The following is a 12,861-nucleotide window of genomic DNA, read 5'->3' as shown; positions in this document are numbered from 1 at the left end:
CTTTTGACATGATTGAACGCCATGAATGCTTAATCCGAATACTAAAGAGCAAAGTGAAGGTTCACCAATGGTTTAATCGCATATCGTTATATCGGGTTCAGGAGGCGGAATCGGCGGATTTGGCAGCCTCTGCGGGCTGCATGTCGTAGGCGCGGACCCAGTCATCTGAGCGGGCCTGCCACTGGATGCGCGGCGAGGCGCCATAGGTGAACGGCTGCTCGTAGAGATACAGCACCGGCGCCTGCTCGCACAGGTGGGCGGTGGCCTCCTGGTAAGTGGCGCGGCGTGTCGCTTCATCGAGAACGCTGCGCCCGGCGGCGAGCAGGCGGTCGAGCCTCGCGTCGCGGTAATAGGCGTAGATGCTGTCGCTTTGCAGCAGCGACAGCACGCCGTCGGCATCGAGGCTGGGCCAGGCGTAGGCAAGCAAGGCCATGTCGCCGAGCTTCTGCGCCTTGAGGTAGCGGTTGATCCAGGTGGAAAAGTCGTACTGCACCAGCTCGATATCCAGGCCGACATCCTGCAATTGCGAGGCGATCACCTGGGTCACCTCGTCGCCTTGCAGGTAAGTGTTGGCCGGTACTTCCAGACGCAAGCGGGTGCCTGCGGCGACACCCGCTTCGGCGAGCAGGCGCCGGGCCTTCGCCGGATCGTAGGGATAGGCCCGCAGGTCCGCGTTGTAGCCGAAGTAGACCGGCGTAAGCAGTTGGCAAGCGCTGACTGCCGCCTGGCCATCGAACAGCGCCGAGGTCATGCCTTGCTTGTCAATTGCGTAATTGAGCGCCTGTCGCACCCGCACATCGTTCAACGGCGGGCGCAGCGTATTGAGTTTGATGAACACCGAGCGAGTACCCGGCGCACTGACGCCGGCCAGCGCCCTGCCGCTGCCCTGGATACGCCGCACCTCGCTCAGCGGGATGGCGTTGATCCAGTCGACCTCGCCGGCCAGCAGCGCCGACACCCGCGCCGAGGCATCCGGCAGGCTGTGCAGGCGCACCTCGTCGAAGGCCGGGCGCGGCTGCCAGGACTGCTCGTTACGCACCAGCGTCAGCACATCGCCCTGTTGTCGCGAGGCGATCCGATACGGACCGCTGGGCATCACCTCGCGGGCGGGATCGTGGCTGGCGGTCCAGCGCGGCGGCAGCATGAACAGCATCGACAGTTGCGCCGGCAACGTCGGAAACGCGTCGTCGGTGACGATCACCAGGGTGTGCGGCCCTTCGGCATGGGCGCTGGCGATCTGCCGGAACCACGGCGCGATGCGCGACTTGGTCGCGGGATCACGCACCCGGTTCAGGTTCCACACCACGGCCTCGGCATCCAGCGGCTCGCCGTTGGCGAAGCGCGCCTGCGGCGCGAGGTCGAATTCCCAGCGGGTCGGCTCCAGGTTGCGCCAGCGCAAGGCCAGCGACGGCTGCAGGCGCAGGTCCGGCCCGCGCAGGATCAGCGCGTTGTACAGGTGACTGGCCACGCTCAGGTCGGTGGCGATGGTCGCCGACATGTGCGGGTCGAAGGTGTTCACCTCGCCGTTCAGGGCGATATCGACATGGCTGTCGGCCTGGGCCGGCAGCGCCAGGGCAATCAGCAGGGCAAGCAAAGCACGCATGGCTTATCCGAGAACATAGTGGTCAGGCCCCACCAGACGCAGGCTCGCGTCGTCGCCGATGGGGTGTTGTTGCGGGTCGAAGTACAACCGCTGGCGGGCCCGCTCGATGCGCGGGTCGGGCACCGGCACGGCGGACAGCAGCGCCTGGGTATAAGGGTGGCGCGGGTCGCTGAACAGTTGTGCGGTGGGCGCCAGTTCGACGATCCGCCCCTCGCGCATCACCGCCACCCGCTGACTGACATGGCGGACCATGCTCAGGTCATGGCTGATGAACAGGTAAGTGACGCCCAGTTCCTGTTGCAGGTCCATCAGCAGGTTGATGATCTGTGCCTGGATCGACACGTCCAGCGCGGTGATCGGCTCGTCGGCGACGATCAGTTTCGGTTTCAGCGCGATGGCCCGGGCGATGCACAAGCGCTGGCGCTGACCACCGGAAAACTCGCGAGCACGACGGTCGCCCATGGCCGGGTCGAGCCCGACCTTGCGCATCAGTCCGGCAACCTGGCGTTGCAGGTCATCAGCGTCAAAGAACGCCTTGTGCACCCGCAGTGGCTCGGCAACGAAATCGCCGACCGCCATGCGCGGGTCGATAGCGCTGTAGGGATCCTGGAAGATCACTTGCAGGTCCCGTCGCACCGCCCGCAAGCGCGCCGCGTCCAGGCCGTCGATGCGCTGGCCGGCGAATTCGACGCGGCCGGAGTCGGCCTGGTCCAGGCCACTGAGCAAGCGTCCGAGGGTGCTTTTGCCGGAGCCGGACTCACCCACCAGCGCCAGGGTTTCTCCCGGCATGATGTGCAGGCTGACATCCCGCACCGCAGGGGTGCTGGTCTGGCGCAGCCATCCGCCCTGGCGGAAGGTCCGCGACAGGCCTTCGGCCCGGAGCAAGGGTTGCAGGCTCATATACCGCCCTCCCGGGCAATGATCGATCGCAAGTCATACCAACTGGCTGACAGGTGCCCGGCCGCACCCTCAACCACCTGACGCAGGGGCGGCTGTTCGATGAAACAGCGCGGCGTGGCGTAGCGATTGCGCGCCGCAAACGGGTCGCCCGGCCGCGCCGTGCGCAGGTCCGGCGGCTGGCCGGGGATGGCCTGCAGACGCTGGCGCTCGGGGCGCGGCAGCGAGCGCAACAGGCCCAGGGTGTAGGCGTTGCGCGGGTCGTAGAACAACGCATCGACCGGACCGCGTTCGAGGATGCGCCCGGCATACATCACCTGCACCGTGTCGGCGAGCCGGGCGACCACGCCGAGGTCGTGGGAAATCCAGATCAGGCTCAGGCCCAGTTGCGCCTTGAGCGCCATGACCAGATCGACGATCTGGGCCTGGACCGTCACGTCCAGTGCCGTGGTGGCCTCGTCGGCGATCAGCAGTTTCGGCCCGAGGGAAATCCCCATGGCAATCAGCACCCGCTGGCGCAGGCCGCCGGATAGTTGATGGGGGAACTGGCGCAGGCGCTTGTCCGCCTCGCTGATACCCACTTGGTCGAGCAACTCGCGGCAACGCTGGCGGGCCTCGCGCTCGCTCAGGCCGAGGTGATACTTCAGCGGCGCTTTCAGTTGCTGGCCGATGGTCAGCAGCGGATTGAGCGCAGTCATTGGGTCCTGGAACACGAAGCCGATATGACGGCCGCGGATCTGCGTCCACTCACGCCGGCTGAGGCCGCGCAGGTCGCGGCCCTCGAAGCGGATGCTGCCGCCCAGAATGCGCGCGGCGGGATGGTCGAGCAGGCCGGCGATGGCCAAGGCATGGACGCTTTTGCCGCTGCCGCTTTCACCGACGATACCGAGGGTTTCGCCGGCTTCGACGCGGTAGCTCAGGCGGTCGACCGCCAGCAGCATGCCCTGGGCGGTGTCGAAGCCGATGCTGAGGTTGTTGATTTCCAGCAACGCGCTCATCGCCCTCTCCCCGGTTGGTGCTGATCGAAGCGGCGCTTGAGCGCCCGGCTCAGCAGGTTGACGCTGAGCACTGCCAGCAGGATCGCCAGCCCGGGAAAGGCCACGACCCACCAGGCCTGGGCCATGTAGACCTGCCCTTCAACGAGCATCCGTCCCCAGCTTGCCAGCGGCGGCTGCACACCCAGGCCAAGAAAACTCAGCGAAGCCTCGACGATGATGACCCGCGCCACTTCCAGGGTGGCGATCACCAGGCACGCCCCGGCGATATTGGGCAGGATGTGACGCAACAGGATGCGCCCGTCTCCCGCGCCGATGGCGTGGCTGCTGAGGATGAATTCCATGCCGCGCAACTGCATGACCTGGGCGCGGATCACCCGGGCGAAACCGGTCCAGCCGGTCAGCACCAGCACCCAGACCAGATTGCCCAGCCCCGGCCCTAACACCGCCGCCACCAGCAAAGCCAGAAGCAAGCCGGGCAGCGCCAGTTGCATGTCCACCAGGCGCATCAGCAGCGTATCTAGCCAACCGCCGACATAGCCGGCGAACATGCCGACGGTGATCCCCAGCACGCCACTCAAGCACACCGAGACCAGCGCCACGGCGAAGGTCAGCGCCGCGCCCTGGATGATCCGCCCGAGCAAGTCACGACCCAGTTGATCGGTGCCCAGCCAGTGCTGCACATCGGGCGCGCGCAGGCGTTGGCCGAGATCGATATGCGCGGGGTCGACCAGCCCCTGCACGCAGAGCACGGCAAGCACCAGCAATAGCCCCGCCACCCAGACCGGGCGCAGGTTGTTCAAGGCAGCCTTCATCATCGACGCCCCCCATGGGCAATGCGTGGGTCCAGCCACTGGTTGAGCAGATCGACCAGCAGATTGATCGCCACGAACAGCACCGCCGCGACCAGCACGGCAGCCTGGATCACCGGAAAGTCCTGGCTGTTGATCGACTGCACCAGCAAGCGCCCGCTGCCCGGCCAGGAGAAAACCGTCTCCACCACCACCGCACCGCCCAGCAGTTCGCCGGCGACAATGCCGAGGAAGGTGACCACCGGCACTAGCCCGTTGCGCAGCACATGCCAGCGAAACACATGGCTCCACGGCAGGCCGGCCGCCAGCGCGGTACGCACGTGGTCGCCATGCAGCGCCTCAAGCAGACTGGCCTGGAGGAACCGGGCGACACTGGCGGCGATGAACGCACCCAGGGTCACCGCCGGCAGCACCAGATGGCTGGCCTTGCCGTAGCCGCCGCTGGGCAGCCAGCCGAGGTTCACCGCAAACAGCATCACCAACAGCATGCCCAGCCAGAAGCCGGGAGTGGCCTGGGCCAGCAGCACCAGCGGTTGCAGAATGAAGCGCGTCAGGCGATCGCCCCGGGTCGCCAGCGCAACCGCCGCCAGACCGCCACTCAGCACGCCGAACGCCAACGCCGAACCGCCCAGCAGCAAGGTCGCCGGCAGCCGTTCCAGCACCTGGGCGAGCGCCGGCTTGCCGCTGATAAACGACTGGCCGAAATCGCCCTCGAACACCTGGCCGAGGTAATGCAGGTATTGCTCCCAGAGCGGCAGGTCCAGCCCCAACTGGGCCCGCAGCGCATCGATCTGCGCGGCGCTGGCGCCGATGGGCAGCAACAGCGCCGAAGGGTCGCCGATGAACCGGGTGATCACGAACACCAGGGTCACCGCGCCCCAGACGGCAACCAGCGCACTGGCCAGGCGATGCCACATCAGCACGTTCCTCCGCTGTCCGCGTTCATGCCGGTGCCGTGTCAGGCTGCGGCTCGCCCAGGTTGAGCATGAGCCGGTTGGCCCAGGCGAAGATCGCCACCACATGGACCAGATCGAGAATTTCGGCATCGCTGAGCTGCGCGCGCAGGTCACGCACCTGTTCCTCATGGTTGCCGGCGGGTTGCAGGGTCAGGGCGATGGCGAAGCGGATGATCGCCCGCTCGCGGTCGGTGTCGCCGGCACTCCACGGGTCGGCGAACACCTGGGCGATGACCGCGTTGCGCTTGGCCAGTTGTTCGTAGCGCTGGGCATGCACCGAGGCGCAATAGACACAGCGGTTGACCCGCGACACCACCACGCTGGCCAGCTCCCGCTCGGCCCGCGACAGGCCGCCCGGCGCATACATGATGGCGTTGAAGGCCAGTGAGCGGTGGCGCAGGATCTCAGGCTGATGGGCCAGGGTCAGGTAGTACTCCGAGACCAGCGCGCGGGGGTGGCTCTCTTTCAGCACGCTCAGTTGCTCGCTGCTGGCGGTGTCCTTGTCCACCAATGGCAGCCAGCTTTTCCAGACGAGGCTGGCGTTGGTGAAGCCCTGTTCTTCGATCAATTCACTCATGCCTGCGCCCTCTTTTCACCGATTACCGCCAGGCCGCCCAGCAGGCGCGCTTCGAACGCCAGGAACGCGACCAATTGCGCAAGGCTCACCGCCTCGACCGGCCCCAGGCCCTGTTCGAGCAGACCGTAGAGGGCCTCGCGATCACCCTGTTCGGGTGTCAGCGTGAGCACACGGGCATAGCCCAGAATCCGCTGCAAGCGTGGGTCGCCCACACCTTCAAGGTCGTCGGCCTCGATCGCCGCCCGAGAGACCGGCGCGAGGCCGTCGTCCAGCAGTTGGCTGCGGTAATGCGCGGCCAGCGCGGGCTGGCGGTTGAGCACTGCGACGTACAAAGCGACCGCATGGCGGGTCAGCAGGTCGAGGGCCTGGTCGAGGCCGGGATCGAACAGCGCGGCGTGGCTGTCCCGGGTCGCCTGCACGACCTTGTCGCGGCTGGCGCGCAGGTCATGCAGGTACGGGCTGGCCGGCAACAGGCCGGACAACAAATCCGGCCCGGATGAAAGGGAAACGGTCATGGCACTACCTCGGAGGATGGGCGGGAATCACGGGTTCACAGCAGCTCTTCAGGCGCAAGGACACCAGCGGTCCATTCGTCCCCCTGCAACTCAGGTTCTTCGTAGGCCTGCATCTGCGCGAAATGCCAGGCGATGTCCTCACCGAACAACTGCCCAGCCAGCGCCTGGGCGATGCGTTTGGCGCCATCGCTGATGGCCGGGATATCCCCGGAAACACCGCCATAGGTGAGCGCCGCGGGGTAGTTGAAGCAATGCACCCGGCCAAGCCCCGGGCAACTGCCGGGACGGGCCTCCTGGAATTCGAACTGGGCGCCGAGGTCCGGCAACTGTGCCAGCTCGCTGGCGCCCTCGTTGCTAGCGAAGCCCGCGTGGTCCGACCAGACCCGCACATGGGGCGCAAGCCCCGCGAACTCCTCGCGCGTCGTCAGGTCATTGCGAAACCCGGTGGCGAATACGATGAAGTCGTAGGTCAGGTTCGCCCGCGGTGTGCGCACGAGCAGTTCGTCGCCCTCGCCCACCACCACCGATTCGATGGGGTTGTCGAACAGGAACCGTGCATTGCCGTGTTTCGATACGCGCAAGGTGCTGCCTTGCGGCGGCGGCACCTGCTGGACTTCCAGGTAGCGCCGAATCCGCCATTTCCAGGCGTCCGGCAGGCGCCAGTAACCGTGGGTCATGCCCGGACTGCCGGCGCCCTTGCCTTTGTTCACCCGCGGCAACTGCGCCCGGCGAATCAACACGTCGACCCGCTCTGCGCCGGCTTCCAGGGCGGTCGCCGCCGCGTCCATGGCCGAGGCCCCGCCGCCGACCACCGCCACACGCTTGCCGGCGAAGTGGTCGTCGCGCAGGCCATCCGCCGAATGCGCCCACAGGTGCCGGGGCAGTACCGCGGCAATCTCCGGAACCCAAGGGCCACCCAAGCCATCACGGCCGGTCGCCAGGACCACATGGCGAGCCAGCACGATGAAGTCGCCGCCCGGGGATTCGACCTGCAGACGCACATGGTCTTCGCGGCTGGCGTCGACATTGGCAACGCGATGGCGGTTGCGCACTTCAAGCTTGAGCACCTGGCGATACCAGCGCAGGTAGTGCGCCCATTGCAGACGAGGAATCTTGTCGAGGGCGTCCCAGGCCGCAGCGCCGAATTGCGCCTGGAACCAGGCGCGGAACGTCAGCGCGGGCAGGCCCAGCGCCGGGCCGCTCAATTGTTTCGGCGAGCGCAGCGTCTCCATGCGCGCGGTAGTAATCCAGGGGCCTTCGAGGCCCTCATCAGCTTTGTCGAACAGGCAGGCCGGCACACCCAGATGCTTGAGTTCGGCGGCGAGCGCCAGGCCGGCCATGCCACCGCCGACGATCACGACCGGGAGCACGGGCTGGCCATCCAACGTTTGCTCCGGGATCCATTCCCTGGCGGGCAGGCCCAACCATTCGAGGTCTTCGGCAAGCCGCTGTTCAAGGGCATCCAGGCCCGGGGAAGGTGAAGATAGGGACATGTAGGTACTCGAGGAAAGATCGCGGCCGTTGAATTCATTTTCTGCATTCAATCGGCAATTGAATTCTTAAACCGAATACTATTGGCGAGACTTAATTTCTCCAAAGACTAAAAAACGCTATTCATATGCCCGCAGGTTCAGTCACTGGCTGGCGTAGATCGACTGCATCAGCGCGTCATGACGGTTGGCCGGATGGACGATGACCGCGGGCATCAGCTCGTGGCAAGCCGCTTCCAGCGCCACCACCAGTTGCCGGGCGGCATCGGACAGCGGGCTGGCGAACGGCGTCACCAGGCCGAAGAAGAACGGAATGTCCACCTCGATCGGCCGCACCAGCACACCATTGAGCGGCACGCCAAGGGCGGTGAACGGGTCCGCCAGGGCGATGCCCAATCCGACCCGGGCCATCTGGATGGCGATCAGCGAAGAGTTGGTGTCGATGATGTGCGCGGGCTTCACCCCGGCGGCTTCGAAGGCTTTATCGATACGCCGGCGGAAGCGGAACGGATTGGAAATGCTGGCGAGGGTATGGGCCGCCAGGCGCTTCATGCTGATCACCGCTTCGTCCGCCAGCGGCGAATCCACTGGCAACACCGCTACGCACGGCGCCTGGGCGATCCAGTGCAGCTCCAGCCCGCGGTGCTCCAACGGCAGACTGACCACGCCCAGGTCAACGGTCTTGGACAGCACCGCTTCGATCGCGGGGCCGGGCAGCATGCTGTGCACCTGCAATTGTTGCGGGCGCAGCGCCTCGGGCAGGTTGGCCAGGGTCTGCGGAATCAGCCCGGTGGCCAGCGCCGCGGTTGCGACGATGCGCAACGAACTGTTTTCGTTGCGGGCGATGCTCTGCGCTCGCTGTTGCACATGGCGAATGCCCTGCAGCGCGCTCTCCACCTCGGCGGTCAGCAGGAAGGCCTTCTGCGTCGGCGTGACTTTCGGGCCGCTGCGCTCGAACAGGGCGAAGCCGAGCTCCTGCTCCAGCTCCTGGATCAACCGGGTGATGGTGGGCTGGGAGCGGCCGAGCATCTGCCCGGCGCCCGTCACGCTGCCGGCGGACATAACGGCTGCGAAAGCCTCGAGTTGGCGCAGATCCACGAATTCTCCTTGATAACGGCGATACCGTCTGGCCGTGTGGCCGGGTGCGCTGATTCTTCAATCAAGTGGGATTCATTGCAATCTAAAAGGTATCCGCGCAGTCCCGTGATACTGATCAACTGCGTTGGCCAGCCACTATCGAGGGTTGTTCCAGTGGCTCAGGTGCAGGCTGTCCTCGATCAGGACCAGCCCCGACTGCATCTCGTCCACCACCTGGGTGGTGACCTGCAGCAACTGGTCGATGGTGCCTTCGATTTCTCCTGCCGATTGCCGGGTCCGCCCGGCCAGGACGCGCACGCTATCGGCGACTCAGAGAGTCTTTAGGGGGTCGTCTGGCAGGCTGTTCGGCTGATCATTTCTGCCTTCCCACAAACCATGGAGCACCATTCACTTCCAATGGATGGCTACATTGGGGCACATCCGAGGGCATGCCTTGGATGGTTTGAAAGGGATGCCCCAAGCCTGAGGTCCCACAGCCCCTTTCTCGAAAAAGTCACCCTTTGCAGCTCCCTGCCGCCGTCGAGCGCGGGGCAAGGCTCGCATCGAGCCAACTGGAAGTTGTCATGCTGGGTGCACAAGCGAAGGGAGCGTCACTGCCCGTCACACTTCGCCGAGCAAATTCGTTAACATCTACACAAAGCCGCACCCTCTTTCCCTTTCAGTTGCCCAACCGGCCTTTACGGAGCCACGTGCAGTGTCATTGAAATTGACCGTAATCGATCAGACGCCCATCCATGAAGCCCGAACCTCGGTAACCGCCGCCGCCACGTCGCTGGAACTCGCCATCGCGTGCGAAAGCCTGGGTTACCACCGGTACTGGGTAGCCGAACATCACAACAGCATTCAGTTCGCCGGTGCGGCTCCGGAAATTCTGCTCACGCGGATCGCCAGCGCAACGACAAGGATGCGGGTTGGCAGCGGCGGCGTGATGCTCACCCATTACAGCCCCTATAAAGTGGCCGAAACCTTCGCGCTCATCGGTGGGCTTTTCCCTGGGCGCATCGATCTGGGAATAGGACGAGCGCCTGGCGGTAGTCACCTGAGTTCGATTGCCCTCGCTGCCCCCGGCAGTGTTTTACAGCACGATCATTTCCCCCGGCAGGCCGCTGAACTCTGTGCGTTTCTGCGGGGTGATTTCCCGACGAATCATGCTTATTCAGCCTTGGCCTGCGACACCAGCCCTGCCACCCTGCCCTCGCTATGGATGCTCGGGTCAGGCGGCGGTAGCTCAACCCTGGCGGGGCAGTTGGGAATGGGTCTGGCGCTGGCAAAATTCATCGCACCGGCGACATGCTCTCCGGCGATTTTCAGGCAACATGCCGAAGCGTACCGGCAGTCCGGGATCACCACGCCCCCTCCTCGCCTGGTTGCACTTGCAGTGATTTGCGCAGCGTCGGATGACGAAGCGCGCTTCCTCGCCGGCACCGCCGTCTACAGGAAACTGATGGCAGGAAGCATGCCCCGCGAGCCTTTGTTGTCCCCTGGCGAGGTGCAGCGGCGATACGCGCGGATGACTCAGCAGGAGCGGGTCGAGTTCGACAACACGCTAGGCGACATGGTGGTGGGCTCGCCCGAGACCTGCTGGTCGAGGATTCGACACATCGCTGACGAATACGGCTGCGAGGAAATCGGGGTGGTGACGGTCACCTACAGTTTCGATGACCGGCTGCGAAGCTACCGACTGCTTTCCGAAGCATCCGGTCTCGGCGCACGCTAGCGCAAGCCCGGCTGGCGCACCGAAGCATTGCGCTATGGAAGAGCGCGTCCACGGGCTCAAGAGTGAGAGGCTGATCCATTGAAGGGCCACGGCTGCGGCCCCCCGACAGGGTGGCCCTCGCCATACCGGGTCAATGGCGAACGAACGAGCGGTGGTTACACACCACTTCGTCAATGATCGTGCGAAAGATCTTCAAGATCAGCGCCCGGCTCAAGCCATGCTGTGAAGCCAACGCTGAATAACGATGCTCCTGCTGCGACTCGCGCTCGGGGTCCACAGCCTGCCATCGCTGCCGGGCCTTGAGTCGCCCCACTCGCTCGGTGACCTCAAACCGCTGAGAAAGCAGGATGATCAGTTGCTCGTCCAGTTCGTCGATGGTGTGGCGCAAGCTTGCCAGTTCAATGTTGTCCATTTGCCTCTTTCTCCCTCTGCGCTACAGCGCGCTTCCCAGCAGTTTGTTGGCCAGCACCGAGGAGTGGCTTATCTTGCCGTGCAACTCCAGCGGACGTTCTTGCAGGATGGCGCACCACTTGCTCAGTACCTCGATGAAATGCTCGGTCTGGGAAAGCAGCGCATCCGTGTTGTTTTCAAAGATGCTGGTCCACACCGTGACATCCGATGAGGCCAGGCGAATCTGTTCGAAGAAGCTGCGACCGATGAACGAACCGGTCTGCGGGTTGATGGGCAACTGGTCGCCAAAGGTCTCCATCAGCGAGAAGGCGATCAGGTGCGGCAGATGCGAGGTCAACGCCGCGATCCGGTCATGTTGGCGGGCATCGACCCGGCAGGTCACGGCACCAAGAGCGCGCCAGAACCCCTCGACCCGTTCAATAGCGTTCTCCGCCGTGGTGGCGAGCGGAACCAGCAAGCAGCTCTTGCCGACAAACAGGTCTTTGCGCCCGGCCCCCGGGCCGCTCACTTCACCGCCCGCCATGGGGTGGCCGGGGACGAATGAGACATGCGCCGGCAAACGACCTTCCAGCTCGTTGATCACCGTCTGCTTGGCTGACGCGACATCCGTCAGCACAGCGCCGTTTTTCATACCCTCGGCCAGGGCCAGGACTACCGTCGCCACCGCCCCCGTCGGTACGCACACCACCACCAGGTCACAGTCCTGCAATTCCGCCAGGCTAGCGGCACACTGTGTCACCAGGCCCAGCGCCTCAACCTCACGGCAGACCTGGCGGTTGCCATCGAAAAGGTGCAGGTGAATGTGCGGGTAGTTCAGTTTCACCGCCCGCAGGATAGAGCTGCCCAGCAATCCCAAGCCAACGATACCCAGATGACGTATGCGTTCCATGCTCCCGCACTCCTTTGCTTGAGTGGTTTACCAATGCGAGCATGAAAATTAGTACGCGAACGATCAATACGCAAGGTCGTAAAATTCTTCATTTGCCACTAACGGACGAGGCAGAAGGCGAATTTTCGCCTGTGAAAAGGCTGAAAAACCTCGATAATGGCGGCCGACGCCCGGATCACCGGCAAGCGGGGTGAATCGGCGTACACGTGGGCGCTCTGCTACAGTCAGGATGTCTATACATCCTGACTGTTCGCTTGTACCCACTTTAAATCACGCGATTAGCCGCCAAGGCATCGCAGCTGGCCCGTTGTCCCATCGTGAACCGGCGGGCAGGCTGCTTCGGCCACGACCACCGGAGAAGCGGCGATCAAATACAACAATAGGTGTAGCGATGTATTCAAGCTTACGTTCCCTTGCAGACGATACGTTTTGTCTGCGCCTGCAGCGAGCTGCCAGGGTCTGGCGCAAGGTATCCGACGAAGAATTGAGCAAGCTCAATCTGTCCGAGGCCACCACCACCCCGTTGTGGCTCATCAATAAATTGGGCGAAGGCCTGCGCCAGCGCACCCTCGCCGATCACATGGGGCTTGAAGGACAGTCCCTGGTGCGCTTGCTCGATCAACTGGAAAGTGCCGGCCTGGTGGTACGTCGCGACGACCCTTCCGACCGTCGTGCCAAGGCGCTCTATCTGACAGACGCCGGTCGCAAGCTGGCGGAACAGGCTGAGTTGGTCGTCAGGCACATCCGCGCCAAGCTGCTGGATGGCGTGCCCTCCGAACACCTTGCGATTGTCGACGGGGTATTTGACAAGATCATCACGGCCGCCGCCGACTGACCCCTTCCGCGCCGGAGCCTTCCCCACACCCGGCGCATTCCCCTCCCCGCATCCCCTTTCGCTCCA

The 12,861-nt window shown here is 64.5% G+C and carries 14 protein-coding genes; 2 read left to right on the top strand and 12 right to left on the bottom strand.

The window, feature by feature from the left end; translation table 11 throughout:
* Positions 1-97: 97 nt before the first annotated feature.
* From NTD82_RS15255 to NTD82_RS15210, 10 genes are all read right to left on the bottom strand, one after another.
* Positions 98-1,603 carry an ABC transporter substrate-binding protein gene (locus tag NTD82_RS15255; protein WP_262129305.1) on the bottom strand — a complete coding sequence of 502 codons (1,506 nt, stop codon included), beginning with the start codon at positions 1,601-1,603 and terminating at the stop codon, positions 98-100.
* 3 nt (positions 1,604-1,606) lie between these two features.
* The gene (locus tag NTD82_RS15250; RefSeq protein ID WP_095155100.1) at positions 1,607-2,503 is read right to left on the bottom strand and encodes an ATP-binding cassette domain-containing protein; all 897 of its coding nucleotides are present in this window, start codon (positions 2,501-2,503) and stop codon (positions 1,607-1,609) included.
* On the bottom strand, positions 2,500-3,498 hold the full coding sequence (locus NTD82_RS15245; protein ID WP_262129304.1) for an ABC transporter ATP-binding protein: 999 nt from the start codon (positions 3,496-3,498) through the stop codon (positions 2,500-2,502). The genes NTD82_RS15250 and NTD82_RS15245 overlap by 4 nt, the downstream gene beginning before the upstream one ends.
* On the bottom strand, positions 3,495-4,313 hold the full coding sequence (locus tag NTD82_RS15240) for an ABC transporter permease (protein ID WP_095155102.1): 819 nt from the start codon (positions 4,311-4,313) through the stop codon (positions 3,495-3,497). The genes NTD82_RS15245 and NTD82_RS15240 overlap by 4 nt, the downstream gene beginning before the upstream one ends.
* A complete protein-coding gene (locus NTD82_RS15235) occupies positions 4,310-5,224 on the bottom strand; it encodes an ABC transporter permease (protein WP_262129303.1) in 915 nt (304 codons plus the stop codon). Before NTD82_RS15235 ends, NTD82_RS15240 begins: the two co-directional genes overlap by 4 nt.
* Positions 5,225-5,249: 25 nt before the next feature.
* Positions 5,250-5,840 (bottom strand): peroxidase-related enzyme, encoded by a 591-nt coding sequence (locus NTD82_RS15230; RefSeq protein ID WP_262129302.1) that lies wholly within the window; start codon positions 5,838-5,840, stop codon positions 5,250-5,252.
* A complete protein-coding gene (locus tag NTD82_RS15225; RefSeq protein WP_143501931.1) occupies positions 5,837-6,355 on the bottom strand; it encodes a CMD domain-containing protein in 519 nt (172 codons plus the stop codon). The genes NTD82_RS15230 and NTD82_RS15225 overlap by 4 nt, the downstream gene beginning before the upstream one ends.
* A gap of 35 nt (positions 6,356-6,390) precedes the next feature.
* Positions 6,391-7,848 (bottom strand): FAD-dependent oxidoreductase, encoded by a 1,458-nt coding sequence (locus NTD82_RS15220; RefSeq protein ID WP_262129301.1) that lies wholly within the window; start codon positions 7,846-7,848, stop codon positions 6,391-6,393.
* A 141-nt stretch (positions 7,849-7,989) separates the two neighbouring features.
* Entirely contained in the window at positions 7,990-8,943 is a 954-nt protein-coding gene (locus NTD82_RS15215) for a LysR family transcriptional regulator (RefSeq protein WP_262129300.1), read from the bottom strand.
* 135 nt (positions 8,944-9,078) lie between these two features.
* A complete protein-coding gene (locus tag NTD82_RS15210; protein WP_262129299.1) occupies positions 9,079-9,240 on the bottom strand; it encodes a hypothetical protein in 162 nt (53 codons plus the stop codon).
* A gap of 397 nt (positions 9,241-9,637) precedes the next feature.
* Here NTD82_RS15210 and NTD82_RS15205 point away from each other — a divergent pair, with 397 nt between their 5' ends.
* Positions 9,638-10,660 carry an MsnO8 family LLM class oxidoreductase gene (locus tag NTD82_RS15205; RefSeq protein WP_159985235.1) on the top strand — a complete coding sequence of 341 codons (1,023 nt, stop codon included), beginning with the start codon at positions 9,638-9,640 and terminating at the stop codon, positions 10,658-10,660.
* 130 nt (positions 10,661-10,790) lie between these two features.
* On the opposite strand, the gene NTD82_RS15200 is transcribed toward NTD82_RS15205, so the two are convergent.
* Both NTD82_RS15200 and NTD82_RS15195 read right to left on the bottom strand, forming a co-directional pair.
* Positions 10,791-11,072, bottom strand: coding sequence for a chorismate mutase (locus tag NTD82_RS15200; protein ID WP_095155109.1), 282 nt, complete (start codon positions 11,070-11,072; stop codon positions 10,791-10,793).
* A gap of 21 nt (positions 11,073-11,093) precedes the next feature.
* Positions 11,094-11,960 (bottom strand): prephenate dehydrogenase, encoded by an 867-nt coding sequence (locus tag NTD82_RS15195; RefSeq protein ID WP_262129298.1) that lies wholly within the window; start codon positions 11,958-11,960, stop codon positions 11,094-11,096.
* Positions 11,961-12,351: 391 nt separating this feature from the next.
* Here NTD82_RS15195 and NTD82_RS15190 point away from each other — a divergent pair, with 391 nt between their 5' ends.
* Positions 12,352-12,795: a MarR family winged helix-turn-helix transcriptional regulator gene (locus tag NTD82_RS15190; protein ID WP_262129296.1), complete on the top strand. Its 444-nt coding sequence runs from the start codon at positions 12,352-12,354 to the stop codon at positions 12,793-12,795.
* Positions 12,796-12,861 lie beyond the last annotated feature (66 nt).

It is taken from the genome of Pseudomonas sp. 5P_5.1_Bac1, from assembly GCF_025466015.1.
Lineage (GTDB): Bacteria > Pseudomonadota > Gammaproteobacteria > Pseudomonadales > Pseudomonadaceae > Aquipseudomonas.
This window is presented reverse-complemented; position numbering and strand designations above follow the sequence as displayed.

What these genes read in the sequence shown, in the direction of transcription:
- NTD82_RS15255 (WP_262129305.1), bottom strand. Translation starts at nt 1,603, where the DNA reads ATGCGTGCTTTGCTTGCCCTGCTGATTGCCCTGGCGCTGCCGGCCCAG.
- NTD82_RS15250 (WP_095155100.1), bottom strand. Translation starts at nt 2,503, where the DNA reads ATGAGCCTGCAACCCTTGCTCCGGGCCGAAGGCCTGTCGCGGACCTTC.
- NTD82_RS15245 (WP_262129304.1), bottom strand. Translation starts at nt 3,498, where the DNA reads ATGAGCGCGTTGCTGGAAATCAACAACCTCAGCATCGGCTTCGACACC.
- NTD82_RS15240 (WP_095155102.1), bottom strand. Translation starts at nt 4,313, where the DNA reads ATGATGAAGGCTGCCTTGAACAACCTGCGCCCGGTCTGGGTGGCGGGG.
- NTD82_RS15235 (WP_262129303.1), bottom strand. Translation starts at nt 5,224, where the DNA reads ATGTGGCATCGCCTGGCCAGTGCGCTGGTTGCCGTCTGGGGCGCGGTG.
- NTD82_RS15230 (WP_262129302.1), bottom strand. Translation starts at nt 5,840, where the DNA reads ATGAGTGAATTGATCGAAGAACAGGGCTTCACCAACGCCAGCCTCGTC.
- NTD82_RS15225 (WP_143501931.1), bottom strand. Translation starts at nt 6,355, where the DNA reads ATGACCGTTTCCCTTTCATCCGGGCCGGATTTGTTGTCCGGCCTGTTG.
- NTD82_RS15220 (WP_262129301.1), bottom strand. Translation starts at nt 7,848, where the DNA reads ATGTCCCTATCTTCACCTTCCCCGGGCCTGGATGCCCTTGAACAGCGG.
- NTD82_RS15200 (WP_095155109.1), bottom strand. Translation starts at nt 11,072, where the DNA reads ATGGACAACATTGAACTGGCAAGCTTGCGCCACACCATCGACGAACTG.
- NTD82_RS15195 (WP_262129298.1), bottom strand. Translation starts at nt 11,960, where the DNA reads ATGGAACGCATACGTCATCTGGGTATCGTTGGCTTGGGATTGCTGGGC.
- NTD82_RS15190 (WP_262129296.1), top strand. Translation starts at nt 12,352, where the DNA reads ATGTATTCAAGCTTACGTTCCCTTGCAGACGATACGTTTTGTCTGCGC.